Origin of the sequence: Streptomyces sp. NPDC048331 (assembly GCF_043201215.1) — a bacterium.
In the GTDB taxonomy this organism is placed as follows: domain Bacteria; phylum Actinomycetota; class Actinomycetes; order Streptomycetales; family Streptomycetaceae; genus Streptomyces.
Window position 1 is genome coordinate 1 of record NZ_JBICYT010000062.1, and the last position, 24,198, is coordinate 24,198.

Sequence of the window (24,198 nt, forward strand, 5' to 3'; positions counted from 1 at the left end):
TTTTTGTTCTCTCTACGCCCGCACAACACTCCCACCCCCCCCGGCCCCCCGGGGGGGGGGCGGGCGGGGGGGGGCCGCCCGGGGGGGGGGGGCGGGGGGCCGGCCCCCCCCCCCACGGGCGCTGGTCGTCAGGCGCCCAGGTGGTAGGCCTTGGCCCACTCCTTGTCGCCCTCCTTCTCGCAGTTGTCGGCGTACAGGGGGCCGATCTTCGCCGGAACGCCCGCGAACGAGGAGCAGTTGGACGCGAAGGCCTTGTGCCCGGCGGAGAAGCCTTCGATGTCGACACCGTCGTTGGCCAGGGCCGCGCCGGCGCCGCCCAGCAGGATGCCGGCGGCCAGGACGGACGCCGTCAGGGCAGAGCGAATACGCATGACACTCTCCTAAAGATCTCGATCGACGCGCCGGACAGACGGCACGCGACCGGCTCAACATCACGGAGAGTTCACGGGAAACGGTCTTTCACCCCAATGGCGGTCACCCTCTGTAGCATCAGGTGTCCCTGTGCCGGGAGTTCCCGGCGGGCTGAGGTCAGGACCGCAGGCGGGGGGCTGCGTCGTCCGGGGTGTCGGGGCTCGCGAAGTGGAAGGGGACGCCCAGGTATTCGGCGAGGGCGGTGCCCGCGCGGGTGGCGGCGGCCGCCGAGGGGTGGAGGTCGCCGGTGTCGGCGTCGCCGAGGGCACGTTGCGCCGTGCCCCGGTAGATCGTGGCGAGGCACTTCTCCCCGACCGGCTCCTCCGCGAGGGCCAGCAGGTTAACGAACCAGTCGTGCACTGTCCCCGTCCCAGATCGCCTCGATCGCCACCACCCGGCCCGGGACGCCGTGGGCGAGGGCGGCGAGCGAGTCGAAGTCGATCGGGGAGTCGGGCGTACGGGCCACCCGGTCGCCGTGGTGCTCGTAGCGCAGGTGCACGATCCGCTCGGCCCTGTGGAGGTCGACCCCCCAGGCTCGGCCGGCGTCCCACACCAGCTTGATCGCCGGCAGGAGGCGGTCCTGGAGGACGTATCCGTCGGCCTGGGTGCGGATGCCCTCCGGGAGCGCCGCCCACTGGTTCTCGATGTCCCGGTCCACGCCGTCCACCCCTCGGTTCGCCATGGCGTCATGATCGGCGGGCGGCCTTCCCCCGTCGAGGGGGTTTCGACGGACGAGGCGGCCGGTCAGAGGTACTGGGCGAACTCGTCCAGGGTGCGCAGGACTTCCGGCTTCGACGCCGACGGGAGCTGGAGGACGACCTCCTCGATGCCGAGGTCGGCGTAGTGGCTCATCTTGCCGGGGGTGGGCCGGACCGCGTACGGGACCACCTGGAGGGACTTCGGGTCGCGTCCGGCGGTCTCCCAGATCTGCCGCAGCACCGGAAGGGACTCACCGAGTCCGCCGCCGCCGATGGGGAGCCAGCCGTCGGCGTGGTCGGCGATCGCGGCGAAGAGCTTGGGGCCGGCCGCGCCGCCGATGAGGGTGCGCGGGCCGTGGAGGGGGGCGCCGGGGCCGAGTTCGCGCGGGGGCTGGACCGGCTTCGGGTAGGCGGTGCTGGCCTGGACGGAGCTGTACTGGCCGACGTACGCGGTGGGCTCGGGGGACCACAGGGCGCGCATCAGCGCCATCCGGTCGCGGACGAGGTCGCGGCGGGTGCGCCACTCGACGCCGTGGTCGGCGGCCTCCTCGACGTTCCAGCCGTAGCCGATGCCGAGGGTGAGGCGGCCGTGGGAGAGGTGGTCCAAGGTGGCGACCTGCTTCGCGAGGCCGATCGGGTCGTGCTGGGCGACCAGGGTGATGCCGGTGCCGAGGTGCAGTCGTTCGGTGACGGCGGCGGCCTGGCCGAGGGCGACGAAGGGGTCGAGGGTGCGCCCGTACATCTCGGGGAGTTCGCCGCCCATGGGAGCGGCGGTCTCGCGGCTGACCGGGATGTGGGTGTGTTCCGGGAGGTAGAGGCCGGAGAAGCCGCGCTCTTCGAGGCTGTGGGCCAGCCGAACGGGGGAGATGGTGCGGTCGGTGAGGAAGATGGTCGTGGCGATCCGCATGTGTTCTGGCACCTCCGAGACGTGGGACCCGCCACGGTACGGGCTGGGCCCTCGAATGTTGAGGGGGCGTCAGGTGGCGGGGTCGCGGTTCAGCCGCGCGGGTAGCGGGCCAGCCAGCCGGAGGAGGCGGCGGTGGGGCCGTGCAGGCTCGGCCCCTGCGTCATCTCCAGGGCGAAGTCGTCGGCGAGTTCCAGCAGCGCGGCGCGCCCTTCGAGCTCGGCGAGCCAGGCGGCCGGGAGGGCCGTCTCGCCGTGGAGCGCGCCGAGCAGGGCCCCGCACAGGGCGCCGGCGGCGATGGAGTCGCCGCCGTGGTTGACGGCGAGGCGCAGACCCTGCGGTACGTCCTCGGCGACGAGGGCGCAGTAGACGGCGGCGGCGAGGGCGTCGGCGGCGTCGGATCCGTCCGCCTCGTCGGGGGCGAGGGCCTCGACGGCCTCGGGGCCGGGCGAGCCCTGGGTGACGGCGGCCAGCGCGCGCTGGAGGGCGTCCGTGACGGGCCGATGGCCGGGGCGGGCGCCCAAGAGGCCCAGGGCCCGCTGGACGGCGGAGTCGAGGGAGTCGCCGCGGATCAGGCCGTGGACGATGACGGCGACGGCTCCGGCCGACAGGTGGGCGGTGGGGTGGCCGTGGCTCTGCGCGGCGCACTCGACGGACAGTTGGAGGACGAGGGTGGGCTCCCAACCGACCAGCAGGCCGAAGGGGGCCGAGCGGGTGGCGGCGGCCGCGTCCCGGGCGGTGGGGTTCTTCGGCTGGTCGAGGGTGCCGAGGACATCGTCGGCGAAGCCGGTCAGGCAGGCGCGGTGCGGGGCGCGGCGGGCGTAGAGCCATTCCTCCCGCGCGAGCCAGCCGTTGTCCTTGCGGCGCTCGTCGGGGCCCCAGTCGTGCTGGGTGGCCGCCCAGCGCAGGTACGCGCGGTGCAGGTCGGTGGGCGGGTGCCAGGCGCCGGAGTCGCGGCGTACGTGGGCCCGTATCAGCCCGTCCACGGTGAACAGGGTGAGCTGGGTGGCGGCGGTGACCCGGCCACGCCGACCGAGGGCGGGGGCCGGACCGGTCAGGCCGTCCGGGCCGTGGGCCTCGCGCAGGGCGGCGAGGGAGAGGCCGGCGGCGGGTGCGCCGAGGGCGTCGCCGAGGGCGGAGCCGAGGAGGGTGCCGCGGACCCGGCTGCGGAAGTCCTGCTGCTCGACGCGGCCCCACAGGCCGGTGGCGATACCGCGGCCGAGCGTGCGGTCCGTCCCGGCCGGGGCGGGGGCGGGGGTGCGGATGCCGGTGCGGTCCGCGGCGGCGGTCACCCCGGCCCCGGACGCGGGGCCGTGCCCACCCGCACGGGTCACCGGGCTGAGGCCGGCTCCGGGGCCGCCTGCCGTGGCGTGGCCGGCCGCCGGGGCGGGGCCGGCCGGCGGGGTGGTGGGGGCCGGCGGGGTGGTGGGGGTCGGGGTGGGGGCGTGCAGGGTGATGGCGGGGGTGTCGAGGGGCGGGTTCTGGCCCGGGCCGGGAGTGGTCGGCGTAGCGGCACCGCCGGTGGGGCCGTGGCCGCCCGGGATCGGGCCGGGGCCCGTCGCGAAGCCCGTGTCGTTCGTCGCGTTCACTGCGTCCATCTCCGGCACCGCGCCCCCCGCTGACCGTTCCCTCGATGCCCGGCGTCCCTACCCGTACCCGCCGCGCATGCGAACCCGCACTGTAGTGGACAGGATCGGTCGAATCCGGAAGTGGTCGACCGCGGGGCCCGTAAGTGAGCGTAGATCGGCCAGAATTCGAAGACTTCTGGCCGCGATCTGGAGCATGGCACGTTTTGCCAGTCGCCTTCGAGACGGTCGTTTTCGGTCACGCCTCGTTCATCGGTCGTTCTCCGCGGCCGCCCAGCCTCGGAGCCATGAAGAAGGCTCTCCTCGCCGCGACCGTCGTCGCCACCGCCCTCGCCGCCTCCGTGGTCGCGGCCCCGCTCGCCTCCGCCACCGGCTGGCACCGGCACGACCGGTCCGCCGTCCCGTTCACCGAAGCCACCGTCACCGCCGGAGCCGACGGTTCCTTCACCCTCCGGTGGAAGGCCCGCGGCACCGACCGGGTCGAGATCAAGGCGAACGGCAAGGTCGTCGCGAAGGGCGGCTCCCAGGGCAGCGCCGTGGTCAAGGGCCTGCCCGCCGCCGACCGCCAGTGGTTCGACTTCAAGCCCGGGCGCGGACAGGGCCTGCGCCTCGCCGACCGCCTGATCAAGCTGGACGGCACCGCCAACTTCCGCGACGCCGGCGGCTACCGCACCAGCACCGGCCAGTGGGTCAAGATGGGCGAGATCTACCGCTCGGACGCCCTGAACAAGCTGACCGAGAACGACCTCGCCAAGCTCCAGCGCCTGCGCGTCAGGACGGTCTTCGACCTCCGCATGGAGGACGAGCGCACCAAGGACGCCGACAAGGTCCCCGCCGGCACCACCTACGTCGTCGCCGACGTCTTCGCCGGCTCCGGCTCCTTCCAGACCATGCCCCGCACCCCCGACGAGGCCGTCAAGGCCATGGTCGACGCCGAGCGGGCGATGGTCTCCGGCGCCGGCGGCAAGAAGGCGTACACCCAGGTCTTCGAAGGCATCGAGCGCGACCGTGCCCGCTCCGTCCTCTTCCACTGCACCGCGGGCAAGGACCGCACCGGCTGGGCGGGCGCCGCCCTGCTGACCGCCCTCGGCGTCCCCCGCGAGACCGTCGAGGCCGACTACCTGGCCAGCAACGACTACCGCAAGGCCGCCAACGACGCGATCCTCTCCCACCTGCCCGCCCAGCAGGCAGCCGTCTACAAGCCGCTGCTCGACGTGCGCCCCGAGTACCTGAACGCGGGCTACGACGAGGTCCGGGCGAAGTACGGCTCCTTCGACCGCTACCTCGAGGACGGGCTCGGCATCGACGCCCGCGAGCTGAAGGAGCTGAAGCGGGACCTGCTGGTCGGCTGACCTGATCCTCGTCGGCCGACCTGCGGCACGTGCCGGCACGGAGGGGAGCCGGTCCCCGGCTCCCCTCCGTCCGCGCGTCCGCGCGTCCGCGTCTACGTCTACGTCTACGTCCGCGTTCGCGCTCAGTCCAGGACGGGCAGCAGCTCCGGCAGGTGACCGTCCGAGGCGCGGGCCGCCTCCTGCCGCTCCCGCGGCACCTCCCCGTACAGCGTCGTACGGGCCTTCGCGGGCCGCCCGGCCGCCTCGGCCACGGCGATCAGGTCCTGTACCGACTTGTACGAGCCGTAACTCGACCCGGCCATCCGCGAGATGGTCTCCTCCATCAGCGTCCCGCCCAGGTCGTTCGCCCCCGACCGGAGCATCTCGGCCGCGCCCTCCGCCCCCAGCTTCACCCAACTCGTCTGGATGTTGGGGATGTGCGGATGCAGCAGGATCCGGGCCATCGCCGTCACCGCGCGGTTGTCCCGGACCGTCGGGCCCGGCCGTGCGATGCCCGCCAGGTACACGGGCGCGTTGGTGTGGATGAAGGGGAGCGTGACGAACTCCGTGAAACCACCGGTCCGCTGTTGGATCCGGGACAGGGTCCGGAAGTGGCCGAGCCAGTGCCGCGGTTGGTCCACGTGCCCGTACATCATCGTGGACGAGGAGCGGATCCCGAGCTCGTGCGCGGTGGTGATGACGTCGATCCAGTCCGCCGTCGGCAGCTTGCCCTTGGTCAGCACCCAGCGGACCTCGTCGTCCAGGATCTCCGCCGCCGTGCCCGGGATCGAGTCCAGGCCCGCCTCCTTGGCCGCCGTCAGCCAGTCCCGTACGGACATCCCCGTGCGGGTCGCCCCGTTCACCACCTCCATCGGCGAGAAGGCGTGCACGTGCATGCCGGGGACCCGCTGCTTCACGGCGCGCGCGATGTCGAAGTAGGCCGTCCCGGGCAGGTCCGGGTGGATGCCGCCCTGCATGCACACCTCGACCGCGCCCACGTCCCAGGCCTGGGCGGCCCGGTCGGCGACCTGGTCGAGGGAGAGGGTGTAGGCGTCGGCGTCCGTGCGGCGCTGCGCGAAGGCGCAGAAGCGGCAGCCGGTGTAGCAGACGTTGGTGAAGTTGATGTTCCGCGTGACGATGTACGTGACCTCGTCGCCGACCACGGACCTGCGCAGGTCGTCGGCGATGCGGCACAGGGCGTCGAGCGCCGGCCCGTCCGCGTGCAGCAGCGCCAGCGCCTGCGCGTCCGTCAGCTTCGTCGGGTCGTCGGCGGCCTGCGCGAGGGCGCCGCGTACGTCGGTGTCGATGCGTTCGGCGACCATTCCGGGCGCGGCCGCCTCCCGCAGCGCCTCCCAGTCCCCGTACACGTCGTCGAAGTCGTCACGGCGGTCGCCGGTGCGGCCTTCGGTGTCGATGCTGGCGTGCAGGTCCGTACGTCCGTACGCCGTGAAGGCCTCGTCCGGCTCCTGCCACGGCCGGCCCTCGACCAGGGCGCCCTCGTCGGCCAGCCCGGACTGCGGGTCGGCCAGCGCCCGTACGTGCGGCAGCAGCCGCGGGTCCAGCCAGGGCTCGCCGCGCTGCAGGAACTCCGGGTAGATGGTGAGGCGTTCGCGCAGCTCGAAGCCGGCGGCGGCGGTCCGCGCGGCCAGTTCCTCGATGTGCGGCCAGGGGCGCTCGGGGTTGACGTGGTCGGGGGTCAGCGGGGAGACGCCGCCCCAGTCGTCGATGCCCGCGCCGATGAGCAGCGCGTACTCGGCGTCCACCAGGTTCGGCGGGGCCTGGATGCGGGCGCTCGGGCCCAGGATGTGCCGGGCGACCGCGATGGCGGCGGCCAACTCTTCCAGTTCCGCGTCCGGCATGCCGCGCATGGCGGTGTCCGGCTTGGCGCGGAAGTTCTGGACGATGACCTCCTGGATGCCGTGGTAGCTGCGCTGGATCCGGCGGAGCTCGAAGAAGGCGTCGGCGCGCTCCTCGTAGGACTCGCCGATGCCGATGAGGACGCCGGTGGTGAAGGGGACGTTGGAGCGCCCCGCGTCCTCCAGCACGCGCAGTCGGACGGCCGGGTCCTTGTCGGGGGAGCCGTGGTGGGGGCCGCCCGGCTCGGACCACAGCCGGGTGGCGGTGGTCTCCAGCATCATGCCCATGGACGGGGCGACGGGCTTGAGCCGCTGGAGGTCGGACCAGGACAGGACGCCGGGGTTGAGGTGCGGCAACAGGCCGGTCTCCTCCAGGACCCGGATCGCCATGGCGCGCACGTAGGCGAGGGTGTCGTCGTAGCCGTGCGCGTCGAGCCACTCGCGGGCCTCGGGCCAGCGGTCCTCGGGGCGGTCGCCGAGAGTGAAGAGGGCTTCCTTGCAGCCCATCGCCGCGCCCTGGCGGGCGATGTCGAGGACCTCGTCGGGGGAGAGGTACATCCCGTGGCCGCTCTTGCGGAGCTTCCCGGGGATGGTGACGAAGGTGCAGTAGTGGCACCGGTCGCGGCAGAGGCGGGTGAGGGGGATGAAGACCTTGCGGGAGTACGTGATGACACCGGGCCGCCCGGCGGCGGCGAGCCCGGCGTCCCTTACCCGTGCGGCGGAGGCGGCGAGGTCCCCCAGGTCCTTGCCACGCGCCTGGAGGAGTACGGCCGCCTCGGTCGCGTCGAGCGCGACGCCATCGCGGGCCCGCCGGAGCGCGCGGCGCATGGCGTTGTCGGTCGGTGCGTCACTCGGAGTGGTCATGGGCCGAGCATACGATCCGCTGATCCGGGGGTGGAGTGGGTCACCGCATCAGCTCACCGGCGTTGACCAGCAGAGACTGGCCGGTTATCGCGCGGGCCCGGTCGGAGGCGAGGAAGGCGACGGAGTCGGCGACATCCCCGTCGGTGGCCAGATCGGGCAGTGCCATCCGCTGGGTGAGGCGGGCGTGCACCTCGGCCTCGGGGACGCCCTCGGTGTGGGCGGTGAAGGTGACGAAGGCCTGCACGGGCGGCCCCCACATCCAGCCGGGCAGCACGGTGTTGACGCGGATCCGCTGCGGGCCGAGCTCGCGGGCCATGGAGTACATGGCGGAGGTCAGCGCCCCCTTGGAGGCGGCGTAGGCGGCCTGCTGCACCTCGTTGGGCGCGGCGACGGCCGACTGCGTCCCGATGATCACCACGGAGCCTCCGCGTTCCTTGAGCGCGGGCACGCAGGCGCGGGTCATCTTCAGCGTGCCGAGCAGGTTGACGTCGATGATCTGCTGCCAGGTCCCGAAGTCGGCGTCCTCCAGGCCCCCGAAGTACGAGTCCCAGGCGGCGACGTGCACGACGGCGTCGATCCGGCCGAAGCGGGTGAGCGCGAGCTCGGCGAGGGCCGCGCACTGGGCCTCGTCGGTGATGTCGGTGGCCCGGTAGGCGGTGTGCGCGCCGTCGGGGTCGATCTCGGCGGCGGATTTGGCGAGATTCGCCTCGGTCCGCGCCCCGAGCACGGCGTTCCCGCCGTCCCGCACGACGGTGGCGGCCACCTGATGCCCGAGCCCGGCCCCGACCCCGGAGACGATGACGGTCTTCCCTTGCAGCAGCATGACGGACCTCCGGGCGCGGTTTATCTGACGGTGCGTCAGGCTACGGCGCGGGTGCGTCCGTGTGAAGGGGCTCTGCGATGCCGGCCCGGCGGGAATGGCCCGGCCCGGCGTTCACCCGCGATCGGCGAGCAGCCTCCGTACGTGCGCGCTCCCGTTGAGGTAGAGGTGGTCGGCCAGTGCGTTCTTGCTGGGTCCGGCAGCCCGGTGCACCGCGGCGACGGCGTGCGCCATGGTGCGCCCTGAGGGAGCTGCTCGCAGGATCTGCAGAACCATCTGTACCCCTGTCTCCTCGGCGACGGTGACAACCGAGTTGGCGAGGTCGACCAGCTGGGTAGGTAGGTCGAACCGTGGCTGATCCCCTTCGGTGAGCGACGTCAGGCCCCGGCTGACGACGTCATGGATGTCAGGGAGGCAGGCACGCACGACCGCTTCGTCCAGGTAGTCCCCGAGCTTTTCCTCGAAGTACTCGCGGTCCGCAATGTGGATCAGGGAGCGGAACGTTTCCAGTCTGAGACCCGAGTTGTTCTTCTCTTCGGCGAGCTCACGGCTGTCCGCCACGGCGGCGGAAAACTGTCCGTAGCTGCAGTCCACCGAGAACTTCCGGTCCATCACGAGGTCGTACCAAGGAACGGCGCGCGGATTCGAAGTCGCTTGTCGAACTGCTTCGTACCCTTCCGCCTCCCCCCAGGCCGCAAGAGTCAAGCAGGCGAGATATCGATGCTGGTCGCCGGCCGACGTGTCATCGAGGAGCCGGATGAGGTCAGCAACGCGCTCGCGATGCTCGGGGTGGTCGTAGCCGCCGTAGATGACATCATCCACGTCGTCGGTCGGATTTCCTTCGAAGTCGGTTCCAAGGAGGTCTTCGAATCGGGTCATTCTGCTGCCCTGTCTCACTGTGGTCCCGAGATGTAGTCGCTGGGAACGATACCTTTGATCAGCCATTCCTGATCGCGTCGTGTGTTCATCATGTCGACCATCCGCTGGGCGATCCGCTTGGTCTTCGTGTTGCTGAGCCCCAGTTCACGTGCCGCTTCCTCGATCGCCGGACGAGTGCTGTCAGGCGGCACCGTGAGATCGACATGTCTGCCTGCGATCTCGTTCGCGCTCGCTTGAATTGCCGATTGGACATCCTCAGGGGAGTGGACGCTCACGCCTTGGACGCGGCCGCTTGCTATGTCCTGTTCCAGGCGGGGTAGGTCGATTTTTATTTTCCCGTTACCAAAGTCCTTGGCGTCGGCTCCATCACTGCTCAAGGACGTGTAAGGACTGTCTGATTTCTTAGGGTCTCGTCCGACCACGTGGTCGACGATACTTGCCTGGCCGTCCGGATTGGCTGGGACAAGGTCGCCGTTCTCATTCAGGTGGGACTTTCGCTGTCCCCTGCTGTTGAGCTCGCTGTAGAAGTCGTCATCCTGACGCATCAGAAGACCGCGCTCATCGGGTGGGCCGGCGGACGTACCGCTGGGTTCCGCATGCTCACCCACCCGGGCGGCTTCCCTGCGGGCCGCGCTCTCCGCCGCGTCCTCGGCGAAGCGCATTCCGGACCGGATCGTGGGCAAGCCCTTCGAGCCGATGAGGTCGGGGAGGAGGCGGCCCTTGAATTCGTCGGGGTCGGCCATATAGCTGTCGATCATCGGGCCGGGGATGCGTTCGGGGTGGGACGCGGTGGAGACGAGACCGGCCAGCGTCATGCTGAGGTTCTGGTGGAAATCTGCCGGGTGCGTCAGGTTGTACACGTCCAGGGGGTTCAGGCCGCGGGCGAAATTCAGAGTTCCCGCCGTGCCCTTGAGCGCGCCACCCACGACGTGGCTGAGTTCGACCGACTCCGAGCCTGCGTAGTCGACGATGTCGGCCAACAGCCGGTCCGTCGCCGGGGGCTCGGCCGGGGCGTGCTCCATGGCCGCTTTGAGGGCGCGTTCGGCCGTCGTGGCCGCCTCGTCGCGCTGCCTGCGGGCTTCGTCCAGGATCTCCTTGGCCCGCGTGCGGGCCGCGTCTCCCGGGTCCGCGCCCTCGACCGGGACCGGGCCCGGATCGTGGCCGGCCTTCGCGGCGGCCTCGTAGGCGTCCTTGTTCTTGAGGTGGGCGTCGTGGGCTTCCTTGGACGCCTTCATCGCCGCCTTGTGCAGCTCGATGGCCTCCCGGGCCTGCTTCTGCGCCCACTCCACCGTTTCCGCGTACCGGGCCAGCGCAACGCTCGCCGCCTCGCACGCGTCGGAGGCGCGCAGCCAGTCGGTGGGATGCATCGCGAACTTCGCCCGGAACGCGTCGGCCGCCTGCCCCTTCCACCGGTCCGAGTCGAGGGCCTTCATGCCCTGGCCGACCCGGTCGAAGGCCGCCTGGAAGTCTGCGAAGTGCTTGGCCGACTCGCGGAGCGTCGACGACCTGCCGTGGATCAGCTCGTCCGCCTGCTCGCTCTCGCCGAGCTGCTGCTCCCGTACGGTGGCCCCCAGACGGGACGCGGCGTTGTCACCGAAGTCCTCGACCTTGTCCGCCCAGCCGTGCGCGCCGGCACGGTCGAGGGCGCCACCGATCTCGTCGGTGGCCCGGTCCACGCCGTGGCCGATGACCTTCTTGGCCGAATCGACCTTCTCGTCGATCTTGTCGAGACCCTTGTCGATCAGTCCGCCCAAGTCCGTCATCAGCCCTCACCACCCGGCTGCGCCTCGGGTGCCGGGCCGACCGTGCCCTCGACCACCGCGTCCATCTCGTCCCGCAGTCCGACCGCATCGGCGAGCTGGTTGGACAGCAGGATGTCGGAACTGTTCAGGTCCCGGACGGCGCTCTTCCACGCCTCGCTGCCGTTCTCCGTGGCCCGGTCGTAGGACTCGCGGCTGTAGTCGGCGTCCCGGATCTGTGTGATCGGGTTGTCGGAGAGGACCTCGCCCCAGTCCTTGGCGATGATGTCCTTCTCCTCGGCGTACGGGTTGCCCAGTGCCGCGTTCGCCACGACCTTGAAGCTCCCCTGGATGTACTGGTCCTGTTCGTACATCGCGCCCGCCGAGAGCCCTACCTTCATGGCGAAGGCGTTACCTTGCCGCACCAGCGAGCGGACCCCCCCAGCCCCAGCGTTCGCAGAACGTGCCCAGGGTGGACGCCAGACCCTCGTGCCCGGTCTCCATCCCCGAGAGAGCCAGTGCCGTGAAGCCGCCTCCCATGCTCGCCGAGCCCACCGAACCGACTTCCTTCAGCTCCGCCAAGCTGTCCGTGATCCCCTTCGCGATCTGAGCCAGTGCCGGCTTCGACACATCGAGATCCGCCCCGTCCCCGCTCACGCTGCGGCCTCCCGTGCCTGCGCCACCGGATCCGCTGCCGGCGGTCGGCTGCAGGCGGCGTCCGCGGTAGCGGCCCGGAGCCGCCCCCACCCCTCGTCGAACCTCACCTGGAAACCCCCACCGCTGCCCTTTTGCGCATGATCGAACGTACTTTTGCATGGCGGCGTGGGTGGGCAAAATTTGTCGTTTAGTAGGACACGTGCCCCGCCAGGCGTGTCGAGTCGAACCTGAGCTCTTCGAGTGGGCTGTGCCGCGTCTCGCGCGGGTTCGCGTTCACGTCGACGGTCGATTCGGTTCGGGAGATGATCGGAGATGACCCCGCGGTACGAGGCGAGGACGTGAGGGCATGGCACTCCCGGATTCTTCCGGCCCGCCCCGGCGGGCTCGGTTGTGGGCCCTGCTGGCGGTGGTCTGTGCGGTGCTCGCGGCGCTGACCCTGGTCGGCGAGGGGATCGTCGGGGGGCTGCTCGTCCTCGTCGTCGGGATCGCCGGGGCGGCGCTCACGGCCATGGGGACCTGGTGGGTGGTGTCCCATCACGGAGCCGTCCGGCTGGTCGGCAGCCTGCTGATGGTGGGCGCGCCCGTGGCCATCCTGCTCATCTACGCCCGCGCGGACCTCTGGCCCACGGCTCTGCTGGCCATCGCGCTGTGGGCCGCCGCCGTGGCCTGCGCGCGGACCGCGCTGCGCGCCGCGCGCCGGCCCGACGGGATGCGTGCCGCCGTACGCGCCGACGCCCCGCGGAGCCCGGTGCTGATCATGAATCCGAAGTCCGGTGGCGGGAAGGTCGGCCGCTTCGGCCTCGTCGAGAAGGGCGAGGCGCTCGGCGCCCGGGTGGTGCTGCTGGACCCGGAGGTCGTCACCGACGTCGCCGCCCTCGCCCGGCAGGCGGTGGCCGACGGCGCGGACCTGCTCGGGGTGGCCGGCGGCGACGGGACCCAGGCCCGGGTGGCCGAGGTGGCCGCCGAGCACGACCTGCCGTTCCTCGTGATCTCGGCCGGCACCCGGAACCACTTCGCCATGGACCTCGGGCTGGACCGCGAGGACCCGGCCCGCTGCCTGGACGCGCTGGTCGACGGGGAGGAGCTCAGGGTCGATCTGGGGGTCGTGGGAGGCCAGTGCTTCGTCAACACGGCCTCGTTCGGCGTCTACGCGGAGATCGTGCAACGACCGGAGTACCGGGACGCCAAGGCGGACTCGGCCCTCGCCGCACTGCCCGACCTCCTCCTGGGCTACGCCGGCACCACCCTCGACGCGGTGACCGACGAGAAGCGGCTGGAGGCCCAGCAGGCGCTACTGGTCAGCAACAACCCGTACTCGTCCCCCGAACCGATGGGCGCCCGCCGGTCCCGGCTCGACCTCGGCGTGCTCGGCGTCGTCGGGATCCGGGTGAACAACGCCGCCCAGGCGGCCGACGTCGCGCTGCGCGGGGCGAAGGCGACGGGCCTGCACCTGCTCACCTCACGCCAGGTCGTCATCGGATCGGCCGCGGAACGCATCGCCGTCGCCGTGGACGGCGAGGCGCTGACCATGCCCACACCCGTGACCTGCGCCGTCCGCCCCGGCGCCTTGCGCGTACGGGTGCCCAGGGGTCGCCCCGGAGCCCCGCCGGCCGCTCCGCCCATGCAGTGGAGCGAGGTACTCGCCCTGGCCTTCGACCGACCGACGCGGCAGAACACCTCCTAGCCCGAGATGCCCGGGATGCCCGACCCCCGGGGCGGCCGCACAATGGGCCTTACCCGGTGCTCGTAGCGGATTGGCGGATTGGAGACATCCGTGAAGGACCTCAAGTTCGAGCAGAAGAGTTCCCTTTCCCGCCTCGAGGCCGCCGATCAGCTCGCCGCGCTCGCGGAGGCGCTGCGCCACGGCGGCAACGCCGAACTGGAACTCGGCCCCGGGAAGATGAGCCTGCGCGTCCCCGACGAGCTACGCACCGAGATCGAGGTCGAGGTCGGCGACGGGGAGATCGAGATGGAGATCGAGCTCAAGTGGCCCACCAGGCAGGCCGGGGCCGCGTGACAGCGCCCCCGGACGGCCCGCGGACGGTCCCGGAGGGGGAGGCGGGGCGCGGCGACTACAGCGGCGCCGTCTACGGCTCCCTGCTGGCGGCCTCCGTCGTGGTCGGGGCCGGGACGCTCGGCAAGTTCCCGCGACTGGAACTCGCCGTGCTGCTCCTGGGCACCGGCATCGTGTTCTGGGCCGCGCACGTCTTCGCCCGCCTCTTCGGGGCCCGTATGGTGCACCACCTGAGCTGGGGCGTGATCCGCAGTACGGCCAAGGAGGAGCGGCCGATCATCAAGGCGGCCGTCCCACCGGCCGTCGCCGCCCTCATCGCCCCGTGGCTCGGTCTGGGGCCCCAGGGCATCGCCTGGCTGGCGCTCGCGGTCGCCCTGATCGGCCAGGTCGGTTGGGCCACCGTGGCCGCCAGCCGCGCCGGTGCCTCGCGCCGGATGATGATGTTGGCCGGCGCGATCAACCTCCTCCTCGGGCTGCTCATCGTGCTCCTCAAGGTCGCCCTCGCGCATTGAAGGGCGGTGGCGCGACGGCGACCTCCGCTCCGCCTTCCGGCGACCTTCGCGCTACCGTCCCCCGTACTCCGCCAGCGCCGCGCCCAGCCGGCCGACGCCCTCGGCGATCTCGGCCGGCGTGTGCGTCGTGAAGGAGAGGCGCAGGGTGCGGGGGTCCGGCGCGGTGGCGTAGAAGGGGGCGCCCGGGACGAAGGCGACCCCGTGCGCGACGGCCGTCCTGAGCAGGTCCGTCGCCTCGTGGTCCGCCGGCAGCCGGGCCCACAGGAACATGCCGCCCGCGGGCAGGTTCCACTCGCAGTCGGCCGACAGGGTCCGGCCCAGGGCGCCGTGCAGGGCGTCGCGGCGCTCCCGGTAGGCCGTCCGGACCGCGGCTATGTGCGCGTCGAGGTCCACGGTCGCGAGGTAGTGCGCCGCGGCCAGCTGGTCGACGGTGGAGGTGTGGAGGTCCGCCGCCTGCTTGGCGACCACCGCGGCCCGCCGCAGCGCCGCCGGGGCCCGGAGCCAGCCGAGGCGCAGCCCGGGGGCCATCACCTTGGAGAAGCTGCCGAGCAGAGCCGTACGGTCCTCCGCCCCCGGGTGCGCGGCCAGCCACGGGACGTCGGAGCCCTCGTAACGGAGTTCCCCGTACGGGTCGTCCTCCACCAGCCACAGCCCGAGCCGGGCCGCGGTCCGCGCGACCGCCGCGCGGCGGTCGGTCGGGAGGGTGCGGCCGGTCGGGTTCTGGAAGGTGGGGACGGTGTACAGCAGCTTCGGCCGCTCACGCGCGACGACGTCCGCCAGCGCGTCCGGCAGGATGCCCTCCGCGTCGCAGGGCACGGCCACGACCCGGGCCCCCGCGAGGCGGAAGCACTGGAGGGCCGCGAGGTAGGTGGGGTTCTCGACCAGCACCACGTCGCCCGGTTCGACCAGGGTGGCGGTGATGAGGGTCAGGGCCTGCTGGGAGCCCGAGGTGATGAGTACGTCGTCCGGGCCGGTCGGCAGCCCGCGCGCGGTCGCCCGGGCGGCGACCGTCTCGCGGAGCTCGGGAGCGCCTTCGGTGGTCGAGTACTGGAGCGCGCGCCGCGCGGACACCGCGAAGGCGGCGTCGTACGCCGCACGCAGGCCCTCGGTGTCGAAGAGTTCGGGCGCGGGGAGGCCGCCGGCGAGGGAGACGATCCCGGGGCGTTCGGTGAGCGCGAGGATCTCGCGTACGGGCGACCCCTCCACGGAGGTGGCACGAGCGGCGAACGCGGGCGGCGGCGCGGGGGCGGTGGAGAGGGCGAGGGTGGCGGCGGTGGCGGCGGTGGCGGTGGCGGGCACGGCGGCAGGCACGGGCAGCTCCTTCAGGAGGCGGGTGCGCGCATCGTAGCGAGGGAAAGTTGTAGACGGCACGTATGTATCAGGGGGTGGACCGGCCGCCGAGGTCCCCCGACCCCTCCCTATCTGACGCTGCATCAGCTAGACCGTTCCCATGACGACAGGAGAGCAGGACCCGCAGCAGGACACCCGCGTCGAGGACTACGCCGAGCTCGCGGCCGTCGGCCCCTACGGCGTCCACCCCGGCCATGCGCTGATCACCATGGTGGAACCGCACCCGGGCCACGAGTACGCGTACAACCGCTGGTACGAGGACGACCACTACTACGCCGGCGCCATGGCCATGCCCTGGATGTACGCGGGCCGTCGCTGGGTCGCCACCCGCGAGCTGCAGGAGCTGCGCTACCCCGAGAAGTCGGCCGTCGCCCAGCCGGTCACCGCCGGCTGCTACATCTCGACGTACTGGGTCACCCAGGGTCGCTACGACGAGCACATGAAGTGGACCGTCGGCATCAACAAGCGCCTGAACCGCGACGGGCGGGTCTACCAGGACCGCACCCACGTCTTCACGTCCTTCCAGGACCACGCCGCCACCGTCTACCGCGACGGCGCCGCCGGCCCACGGGACTTCCACGCCCTGGACCATCCGTACGAGGGCCTCGTCGTCCAGGTCGTCGACGCCGACGGGCCCGAGCAGCGGGCCGAGTTGCTGGAGTGGCTGCGCTCGCGCGCCCTGCCGAAGCGGCTGCACGGCGGTCCGGCCGCGATGGTGACGGTCTTCCGTCCCACTCCGCTGCCCGGTGACCGGATGACGTACGTCAAGCAGGTGGAAGGCGTCGACACCCGCCTCACCCTGCTGTGGTTCCTCCAGCAGGACCCCCGTACCTGCTGGGACCGCTTCCAGGGGCTGGACACGGAGGTCGCGGAGGCCGGGCTGGGGCGGGTGGAGCTGGTGGCGCCGTTCATCCCGACGGTGCCGGGGACCGACCGTTACGTCGACCGATTGCGCTGAGGGGCGCGAGGGGCGCTGAGGTGATCACCGGCGCCCCGGGCATGGCCGAGCCCCCTCGGCCAAGACGGCGGGTCGGTCGAGAGGGCTCCAGTCAGTGACGCGGGTGCTGCGGGTGGTACATGTGCTGCGAGTGCTGCGGGTGGTGCAAGTGGTGCGACAGCCGGGCCCGCTGGTGCCGACCGCGGGGACCGAACGGTAGGGACGGCGAGGACGGTTGGGACGCGCCGTGACGTTCAGGCGAGGCGTCCCAGCCGGCCCTCGGTGACGCCGGCGACGAACGAGGTCCAGGAGTCGGGCGCGAAGGTGAGGGACGGGCCGTCCTGCGCCTTCGAGTCGCGGACGGCGATGGCCTCCATGACAGGGGACTTGACCTCGACGCAGGCGCCGTTGGCGGAGTAGGAGGACTTGATCCAGTTGGCCGTGGCGCCCTGGCGAATAGCCATGTTTCTCTCCGGTGAGCGAGTAGTTCCGGTAGTTCCGGTGTCCTGTCGGCCACTTTTCCGGCTGACCTGATCGACGCTACCGGCAGCTCCTGACGGGTGAAGGGACCATTCACCCGACCGGGTGGCATATTCCATTCAAGCCTTCTGTGGCTGGGGAGTGACGGTGTACGGTACCGACCCGCTTGCCACAGGCATGGTAGATCTCGGTCGTATCCCGCCCCTATGCGCCCTTGTCGGCATATTGGTTGATGATCCCCGAGATGAAGTCCCGGGTCTGGTCGACATTGAGCGCCTGCGCGCGCAGGTGCTCGTACATCACGCTGTACTTCTGGACGTCGTTGGCCTTCTCCAGGTACAGGTCGCTCGTCACGCCCTCGATGTAGACGACGGTCGAGTCGGACGCGTCCGGGAACTCCAGGATCGCGTACTGGCCGTTCACGCCGGGGTGCGCGCCCAGCTCGAAGGGCATCACCTGCACCGTGACGTGCGGCTGCTCCGATTGCTCTATCAAGTATTCGAGCTGCCGGATCATCAACTGGGCGTCGCCCACGCGCCGGCGCAACGCCGCCTCGTCGATCACCGCCCACAGGCGCAGCGGACCGAGGTCCGGGTTGTTGTTCTCCGTCTCGGAGAGCCGCTTCTGGCGGTGCATGCGGACCTGGACGCGCTTGTCGACGTCGGCCGGGGCGGTCTCCGGCCACGCGCCGCGGACCAGGGACTGGGCGTACTCCGTGGTCTGGAGCAGCCCCGGGATCACCAGGGGCTCATACGTACGCAGGCTGGCGGCGTCCGTCTCCAGGCCGATGTAGACGCTGTACGGGATGTCGCCGAAGGCGTGCCACCAGCCCTGCTGGCGGGAGTCCTTGGCCATCTGCATGAGCGAGTCGATGAGGCGGCGGTCCTCGACCTCGTAGACGTCGCACAGGTCGCGGACGTCGCGCTGGCTGATCGAACGGCGGCCGTTCTCCAGTCGGCTGATCTTCGACTGGGAGACGAGGAGGCGCTCGGCGACCTGTTCGGCCGTCATGCCCTTGTCCTCGCGGAGCTTGCGCAACTCCATGCCCAGTCGGCGGCGTCGGACGGTGGGATTGACATTGGACGCCACGTGAACGGCACCTCCGCCTTCTTCTGTCGTTGCAGCTGTCTCTCTGCGTATCTGGTGTTGAGCAGACTGCCACCGAAGCGGGCGGCGCCGCTGGGGAACGCCGGGAAACACAGACGCGCGGGGTGGCGGGGTCGGCGAACCGGCCCCGCCACCCCGCGCGCTGGCGGCTCCCGAACCGACCGGGTCCTCACGGACGTCGGTCTGGGCGGTGGCGTTGCGATGGTGGTGCGATGAAGCGGGTGGAACGGGGTGGATCAGTGCGCGGCCGCGCGGGCCATCGCGCCCGTCCGGCGCGGCTGCAGCGGAACGCTGCTCGCCGTGGCCCGGGCCGGCGGTGCGGGTGCGCGGTCACGGCGTGGCTGTGCGGCCACACCGTTCTGGACGTCCATCACGGCATGCGCCACGAGTCCGCCCATCGGGTCGTGCCGTATCAGGTCCCGCAGTCGAGACCTGGACGACCGCCCCTCGTTACCGGGGTACAGGTGCTTGCCGAGTCCGACCGCGTGGGCCAGTGCGGCGAGCGCCGCGGTCCGCGGGTCCGGCGGTACGCCGGTGCGGATCGCACTGTCGAGCCGGGCTCGGATCTCCCGGCTGATCTCCGTGTCGGTCGCCTGGTAGCGAGTCGTCGGAAGCACTCCGCACATCTGTCCCGCGACGGCATGCACCATGCCGCAACGCTCCAGATGAGCGAGGTAAATCTGGCGGAGCCCCAGTCGGGGTCCACCGATCCAGTGGACGGCCCGTACCGGGCTGCCGCGCCTGCGCAGCAGTTCCAGTGCGGAGTCCAGAGTCGGATCTCCTGTCGGCCGTGGCATCACCACGGCGATACGATCCCCATCAGGGGCTATCCGTCCTGCCAGAGCCAGCTCCACTAGCTGTGCCCCGGCCAGGCCGAGGTCGAGCGACTGCGGCTGCGCCGTGGTACCCGTGGCCGGGTCCAAGGCGAGCAGCAGAAGCTCCTCCGGAATTGTTCTGCGGCTCCTGCCCATCCATGCCTCCCCGCGTGGATGAGTGACAGGGTGACGCCTCTCACATTCATCTGTCGAGAGCGCGTGGCCGCTTTGTGGGGGAACCCGCAGCTATGTCGTTCTCGTCTCGCACGGGGGCGATGCTCCCGAGACGGGACACTGTTAGACATTCGGACAGCCGGACGTGGCGGCGATGGAGGAGGAACGGTGGCGGGCGAGTCCCCCGACAAGTCGGTAGATGAAGGAGCGCCGGGGGCGGCGGAGTCGTCCGCGGAGCGTGACCCGAGGCTGTCGGTGTTCCGGCCGCGGGATCCCGAGAGCGGCGGGGCCGCGGCGGCCGGTGCCGGTGTCGGCGTCGAAGTCGATGTCCAGGCCGAAGCCGAAGCCGAAACGGAAGCTGACGCCGAGCCCGAGCCCGAGGCCCGGCCCGAGCCCGAGGTCCGGCCCGAGCCCGAGGTCCGGCCCGAGCCCGAGGTCCGGCCCGAGGCCGACGCCGAGCCCGAGGCCCGGCCCGAGCCCGAGGCCCGGCCCCAGGCCGACGCCGAGCCCGAGGCCCGGCCCGAGCCCGAGGCCCGGCCCCAGGCCGACGCCGAGCCCGAGGCCGACTCCGAGCCCGAGTCCGGAACCGAGCCGGTGGGCGAAGCCGAGCCCGAGGGCGCAGCCGAGCCCGCGCCCGAGCCCGGAGCCGAGGCCCGAGCCGGCGAGCGGGACCCGCTGCGGGACGCGGTCGCGGCGTGGGTCGCCTCCGCCGACGAGGCCGACGAGGCCGACGAGGCCGACGAGGCCGACGACGCCGGCTCGGCCGTAGCCGAGGATTCCGCTTCGGCGGACGACGCGGCGGGTGCGACCGATCCCGAGGTCGACGGTTCCGGCACGCCGGATGCCCGTACCGCGGCAGCGGACTCCGTAGCCGACTCCGAATCGGATTCCACTTCGAACTCCTCCGATGCCCCGGCCCCGGCTGTCGAAGAGCAGCCCGCGGCTGAGAAGCAGAAGGTGGGGGAGCCTGCGGACAGCGAGCGCACCGCCGTGTTCAGGGCATTCACGCCCGCCAAGGCCAAGCCCGAGGTCGAGCGGCCGAAGGCCGAAGAGGCTCCGGACGGTGAGCGCACCGCCGTGTTCCGCGCCTTCAAGGCTGATTCCGCTTCGGCTCCCGCCGCCGAGCGGCCCAAGCCCGCGGCCGAGAAGCCGAAGGTGGAGGAGCCCGCCGACAGCGAGCGCACCGCCGTGTTCCGCGCCGTGAAGCCCGCTTCCGCTTCGGCTCCCGCCGCGGAGCCGAAGTCGCCCGCCGCGGCCGAGAAGCCCGTGGACAGCGAGCGCACCGCGGTCTTCCGCGTCCCGAAGGTGGACGCCACCGAGGCGGAGGCCCCGAAGCAGGCCCCCTCCAAGCCGCTGACCCTGGCCAAGCCGAACGAGGCCCGGATCGCCGCCAAGCCGGCCGACCCGAAGCCCGCCGACCCGAAGCCGGCCGACCCGAAGCCCGCCGACCCGAGGCCGGCCGACCCGAGGCCCGCCGAGCCCAAGCCCGCGGCCGAGCCGCCCAAGGGCAGCACCTTCGTACCGCTGCGTCCGGAGGGCACCGCGCCCGCGCCGACGCCCGCGGCCGGGCAGCGCCCCAAGGTTCCGGTGCCGCCCGCCACCGCGCGGTTCGACCACTCCGAGCGGACCACGCAGCAGCCGCTGCCGCCCAAGCCGCCGCTCGACATGCTGGCGGACCTCACGAACAACCCGCCCCCGCCGCCGAGCCCGATGCGCACCGCCATCCGGCGGGTCAAGATCTACGCGCCGCTCGTCGCGCTCCTGCTCATCATCCTGGCCGTCGTGCAGCTGGTGCGCCCGCTGCCCCAGCCGACGCTCGTCATGACCGCGAAGTCCTCGTACGCCTTTCCCGGCGCGAAGCCCGACCTGCCCTGGCCGACCGAGGGGCAGGCCTCCATGGCCGCCGCCGGACTCGGCACCATCGGCAGCTCGGGCGAGCAGAAGCCGGTGCCCATCGCGAGCGTCACCAAGTCGATGACGGCGTACATCATCCTGCGCGACCACCCCTTCAAGAAGGGGGAACAGGGCGCCATGATCGACGTCGACAAGACCGCGGAGACCGAGGGCAAGAAGAACAACTCGACCGACAACGAGTCCACCCTCGACACGGTCACCGAGGGCCAGAAGATCTCGGAGTACGACGCGATCGCCGCCCTGATGATCCCCTCGGCCAACAACATCGCGCGCCTGCTCGCGCGCTGGGACTCCGGGTCGCAGGAGGCGTTCGTCAAGAAGATGAACGACACCGCCAAGGAACTCGGCATGACCAACACCACGTACACGGACCCCTCGGGTCTGGACGCGACGACGGTCAGCACCGCCGAGGACCAGGTCAAGCTGGGTCTGAAGCTCGTCGAGATCGAGGCGCTGCTCGACATCACCAAGAAGACCAACTGGACCGACCCGTCCGGCAAGACCTGGCGGAACTGGAACGGCCTGACCGGCCCCGCCGGCGCGCTCGGCATCAAGACCGGTACGACGACCAAGGCCGGCGGAAACCTCCTCTTCGCCGCGCAGAAGAAGGTCGGCAACACCAACCAGCTGATCGTCGGGGCGGTCCTCGGCCAGCACAAGCCGGCGATCATCGACACCGTGCTCGCCGCGAGCAAGCAGCTCATGGTCGCCACCCAGAAGTCCCTCGACGGCGCGACCGTCGTGAAGAAGGGCGATGTCGTGGGCTACGTCGACGACGGGCTCGGCGGCCGCACGCCGGTCGTCGCCACCGCCGACGTGCAGGCGATCGGCTGGGCCTCGCTGACCGTCGACGTCAAGCTCGCGGACGGCGGGGGCAAGCTGCCGCAGACCGCGACGGCCGGCACCGAGGTCGGCCTGCTGACCGTCGGTGAGGGTGCCAGCCAGGTCAAGGTGCCCGTGGCGCTGAAGACCGACCTGGCCGCGCCGGGTATCGGCAGCAAGCTGACGCGCGTCGGCTGACATCCGGTGAGAGCGTGGATCCGGCGCCCCGGGCAACCCCGGGGCGCCGGGCCGCGTCTTGGCCCCCGGGAAGTTCGTGACTCATGGGTTGGGGAGTGCGGCAGTGACCACCGCTGAGCAGCAGGGCAGGCGCCCGGAGGCCATCCCGACGGCCGACGTGCCCGGGGCGCCCGCCGCGGGCGCCGGGTCCGCCGTGGTCGCCGGGTCGGCGGGCTCCGCCGTCCTCTCCGCCCCGGCCCCGGCCCAGACCCCGGCGCCCGCGTCCGCGCCGGCGTCCGCGCTCGACGGCATACGGCCGCCCCGCGGCCCGCTCGGGGTCGTGCTCGACGCGGCCCGGCGCCACCCGGTGGTCGTCGCCACCGTCCTCGCCGGGCTGCTGCACGTCGTCTGGTTCTTCAGCTTCGCCAACAGCGGCGGCGACCTGGCCGCGCAGGACGCCTGGGCCGAGTTCGTCGGCCGCCACCCCGACTCGGCGTACAACCTCGCCTGGTACGGCGGCATGCACCCCGTCTCGTACAGCGTGGTCTCGCCGTACCTCATGCACATGCTCGGCGTCCGGACCACGATGATGATCGCCGGCACCGTCTCCGCCGCGCTGCTCGCGCTGATCCTGACCCGCTGCCGCGGGGCCGTGCGCGAGCCCCTGTGGCCCGCGCTCGCCGGGGTCTACGGGCTGCTCTGCAACGCCCTCTCCGGCCGTGTCACCTTCGGCCTCGGCGTGATGTTCGCGCTCGGCGCCGTCGCCGCCGTCTTCTGCTGGCCCCGCAAATGGGCGGAGCGACGCTGGGCGAAGGCCGCGGTGGCGGCCCCGCTGGCCGGCCTCGCGACCGCCGCCAGCCCCGTCGCCGGACTCTTCCTCGGAGTGATCGCGGCCGCGCTGTTCCTGAGCGGGCGGCGCCCGGGCGCCTACGCGCTGGGACTGGCCCCGGTGGCCGTGGTGGGGCTGTCGGCGTGGCTGTTCCCGTTCTCCGGGACCCAGCCGATGAAGATCGGCTCGGCCGGGCTGCCGTTCGTGTTCGGCCTGCTGATCGTGTTCCTCGTACCGAGGCGGTGGAAGACCGTCCGGATCGCCTCGGCCGTCTACGCCCTCGGGGTCTTCCTCACCTGGGTGATCGACTCCCAGGTCGGTTCGAACGTCACCCGCATGGTGATGCTGTTCGGCGGGGTCGCGCTGCTCGCGGCCCTCCCGTACGAGCTGCCGCGCTCGCGGCGCTGGTACGGGGTGCTGCTGGCCTTCGTCGGGCTGAACGCCTGGATCACCACCAACAGCGTCACCGACATCGTCCGCACCACCCCGCTGGCCGCCTGGAGCCGGGAGCTGGCCCCGCTCGTCGACCAGCTGCAGAAAGCGGGCGCCGACCGGGGCCGGGTCGAGGTGGTCCCGGCCAGCAGCCACCGCGAGTCCTCCGCCTTCCCCTCGTACGTGAACCTCGCGCGCGGCTGGAACCGGCAGGCCGACCTGGAGCGCAACCCGCTCTTCTACGACGACACCCTCAGCGCCGACAGCTACCGGGCCTGGCTGGAGCGCTGGGCCGTGCACTACGTGGTGCTGCCCGCCGACACACCCGACTCGGGCGGGGAGGACGAGGCGAAGCTGGTGCGGGCGGGGCTGCCGTACCTCCAGCAGGTGTGGGGCGACGCGAACTGGCAGCTCTTCAAGGTCGACGAGCCCACCGACCTGGTGGCCGGCCCGGCGACCGTGGTGCGGGCGAGCGCCGACCAGCTGGTCGTCGACGTGAAGCGGCCCGGACGGGTGCTCGTACGGATCCCGCACTCGCCCTGGCTGGGGCTGGTGGACGCGGCGGGCAAGCCCGTACCGCCGCCGCAGGAGACCTTCGCCTCCAAGGCGCGGGGCGGCAGCGGGGACGGCGGTGCGCTGCGCAAGCAGTACGCGAACACGGGCGGATGCCTCTTCAAGGCCGCTCCGGACGAGACCGGGGACGTCTGGACCGAGCTGCTGGCGCCGGCGCCGGGGGAGTACCGGGTGGCGGCGAAGTACCAGCTGCCGCGGGGGACGCCCTGCCCGGAGGACCTGGTGCGCCAGACGCTGGGCCAGTCGAAGCGCCCGGCGCCGCCGCGTCCTTGATCGCGACGTCCACCTGCTCTTGATCGGAATTCTTTACACATCGG

Annotated in this window: 21 protein-coding genes; 7 read left to right on the top strand and 14 right to left on the bottom strand. The window is 71.9% G+C overall.

Features of this window, described 5'->3' with window-relative positions; genetic code table 11:
* Nucleotides 1-128: 128 nt before the first annotated feature.
* The 5 genes from ACGFYY_RS39895 to ACGFYY_RS39915 all read right to left on the bottom strand — a co-directional run bounded on the left by ACGFYY_RS39895 (nt 129) and on the right by ACGFYY_RS39915 (nt 3,224).
* Entirely contained in the window at nt 129-371 is a 243-nt protein-coding gene (locus ACGFYY_RS39895) for a hypothetical protein (protein ID WP_393717183.1), read from the bottom strand.
* Nucleotides 372-528: 157 nt separating this feature from the next.
* Nucleotides 529-771 (bottom strand): hypothetical protein, encoded by a 243-nt coding sequence (locus ACGFYY_RS39900; RefSeq protein ID WP_393717185.1) that lies wholly within the window; start codon nt 769-771, stop codon nt 529-531.
* The gene (locus ACGFYY_RS39905; RefSeq protein WP_393717187.1) at nt 752-1,093 is read right to left on the bottom strand and encodes a hypothetical protein; all 342 of its coding nucleotides are present in this window, start codon (nt 1,091-1,093) and stop codon (nt 752-754) included. Before ACGFYY_RS39905 ends, ACGFYY_RS39900 begins: the two co-directional genes overlap by 20 nt.
* Nucleotides 1,094-1,155: 62 nt before the next feature.
* Nucleotides 1,156-2,016 (bottom strand): TIGR03619 family F420-dependent LLM class oxidoreductase, encoded by an 861-nt coding sequence (locus ACGFYY_RS39910; RefSeq protein ID WP_365277294.1) that lies wholly within the window; start codon nt 2,014-2,016, stop codon nt 1,156-1,158.
* A gap of 89 nt (nt 2,017-2,105) precedes the next feature.
* Nucleotides 2,106-3,224, bottom strand: coding sequence for an ADP-ribosylglycohydrolase family protein (locus ACGFYY_RS39915; RefSeq protein ID WP_393717222.1), 1,119 nt, complete (start codon nt 3,222-3,224; stop codon nt 2,106-2,108).
* 662 nt (nt 3,225-3,886) lie between these two features.
* Here ACGFYY_RS39915 and ACGFYY_RS39920 point away from each other — a divergent pair.
* On the top strand, nt 3,887-4,951 hold the full coding sequence (locus ACGFYY_RS39920) for a tyrosine-protein phosphatase (protein ID WP_393717189.1): 1,065 nt from the start codon (nt 3,887-3,889) through the stop codon (nt 4,949-4,951).
* A gap of 122 nt (nt 4,952-5,073) precedes the next feature.
* On the opposite strand, the gene ACGFYY_RS39925 is transcribed toward ACGFYY_RS39920, so the two are convergent.
* From ACGFYY_RS39925 to ACGFYY_RS39945, 5 genes are all read right to left on the bottom strand, one after another.
* Nucleotides 5,074-7,650 carry a bifunctional FO biosynthesis protein CofGH gene (locus ACGFYY_RS39925; RefSeq protein WP_393717191.1) on the bottom strand — a complete coding sequence of 859 codons (2,577 nt, stop codon included), beginning with the start codon at nt 7,648-7,650 and terminating at the stop codon, nt 5,074-5,076.
* Between the two features lie 40 nt (nt 7,651-7,690).
* Nucleotides 7,691-8,473: an SDR family oxidoreductase gene (locus tag ACGFYY_RS39930; protein ID WP_365278774.1), complete on the bottom strand. Its 783-nt coding sequence runs from the start codon at nt 8,471-8,473 to the stop codon at nt 7,691-7,693.
* A gap of 111 nt (nt 8,474-8,584) precedes the next feature.
* Entirely contained in the window at nt 8,585-9,349 is a 765-nt protein-coding gene (locus ACGFYY_RS39935) for a hypothetical protein (protein ID WP_393717193.1), read from the bottom strand.
* A 14-nt stretch (nt 9,350-9,363) separates the two neighbouring features.
* Nucleotides 9,364-11,103: a putative T7SS-secreted protein gene (locus tag ACGFYY_RS39940; RefSeq protein ID WP_393717195.1), complete on the bottom strand. Its 1,740-nt coding sequence runs from the start codon at nt 11,101-11,103 to the stop codon at nt 9,364-9,366.
* Between the two features lie 8 nt (nt 11,104-11,111).
* The gene (locus ACGFYY_RS39945; protein ID WP_393717197.1) at nt 11,112-11,489 is read right to left on the bottom strand and encodes a hypothetical protein; all 378 of its coding nucleotides are present in this window, start codon (nt 11,487-11,489) and stop codon (nt 11,112-11,114) included.
* Nucleotides 11,490-12,091: 602 nt separating this feature from the next.
* Here ACGFYY_RS39945 and ACGFYY_RS39950 point away from each other — a divergent pair.
* The 3 genes from ACGFYY_RS39950 to ACGFYY_RS39960 all read left to right on the top strand — a co-directional run bounded on the left by ACGFYY_RS39950 (nt 12,092) and on the right by ACGFYY_RS39960 (nt 14,271).
* A complete protein-coding gene (locus ACGFYY_RS39950) occupies nt 12,092-13,429 on the top strand; it encodes a diacylglycerol/lipid kinase family protein (RefSeq protein ID WP_393717199.1) in 1,338 nt (445 codons plus the stop codon).
* Between the two features lie 90 nt (nt 13,430-13,519).
* Nucleotides 13,520-13,762, top strand: a complete 243-nt coding sequence (locus ACGFYY_RS39955) for an amphi-Trp domain-containing protein (RefSeq protein ID WP_109780202.1) — start codon at nt 13,520-13,522, stop codon at nt 13,760-13,762.
* The gene (locus ACGFYY_RS39960) at nt 13,759-14,271 is read left to right on the top strand and encodes a hypothetical protein (RefSeq protein WP_393717202.1); all 513 of its coding nucleotides are present in this window, start codon (nt 13,759-13,761) and stop codon (nt 14,269-14,271) included. Before ACGFYY_RS39955 ends, ACGFYY_RS39960 begins: the two co-directional genes overlap by 4 nt.
* A gap of 51 nt (nt 14,272-14,322) precedes the next feature.
* Here the strand turns inward: ACGFYY_RS39960 and ACGFYY_RS39965 are convergent, their stop codons facing one another.
* Nucleotides 14,323-15,582, bottom strand: coding sequence for a PLP-dependent aminotransferase family protein (locus ACGFYY_RS39965; RefSeq protein ID WP_393717204.1), 1,260 nt, complete (start codon nt 15,580-15,582; stop codon nt 14,323-14,325).
* 139 nt (nt 15,583-15,721) lie between these two features.
* Here ACGFYY_RS39965 and ACGFYY_RS39970 point away from each other — a divergent pair, with 139 nt between their 5' ends.
* On the top strand, nt 15,722-16,579 hold the full coding sequence (locus ACGFYY_RS39970) for a hypothetical protein (protein WP_109780204.1): 858 nt from the start codon (nt 15,722-15,724) through the stop codon (nt 16,577-16,579).
* Between the two features lie 233 nt (nt 16,580-16,812).
* Here ACGFYY_RS39970 and ACGFYY_RS39975 read toward each other — a convergent pair whose 3' ends face one another.
* From ACGFYY_RS39975 to ACGFYY_RS39985, 3 genes are all read right to left on the bottom strand, one after another.
* Nucleotides 16,813-17,022, bottom strand: a complete 210-nt coding sequence (locus ACGFYY_RS39975) for a DUF397 domain-containing protein (RefSeq protein ID WP_030761589.1) — start codon at nt 17,020-17,022, stop codon at nt 16,813-16,815.
* A gap of 220 nt (nt 17,023-17,242) precedes the next feature.
* Nucleotides 17,243-18,127: a helix-turn-helix transcriptional regulator gene (locus tag ACGFYY_RS39980; RefSeq protein WP_030717316.1), complete on the bottom strand. Its 885-nt coding sequence runs from the start codon at nt 18,125-18,127 to the stop codon at nt 17,243-17,245.
* A 254-nt stretch (nt 18,128-18,381) separates the two neighbouring features.
* Entirely contained in the window at nt 18,382-19,116 is a 735-nt protein-coding gene (locus ACGFYY_RS39985; protein ID WP_030390041.1) for a GPP34 family phosphoprotein, read from the bottom strand.
* Nucleotides 19,117-19,302: 186 nt separating this feature from the next.
* Between ACGFYY_RS39985 and ACGFYY_RS39990 the strand changes: the two genes are divergently transcribed.
* A complete protein-coding gene (locus ACGFYY_RS39990) occupies nt 19,303-22,068 on the top strand; it encodes a hypothetical protein (RefSeq protein ID WP_393717206.1) in 2,766 nt (921 codons plus the stop codon).
* 103 nt (nt 22,069-22,171) lie between these two features.
* Nucleotides 22,172-24,154, top strand: a complete 1,983-nt coding sequence (locus ACGFYY_RS39995) for an MFS transporter (protein ID WP_393717208.1) — start codon at nt 22,172-22,174, stop codon at nt 24,152-24,154.
* Nucleotides 24,155-24,198 lie beyond the last annotated feature (44 nt).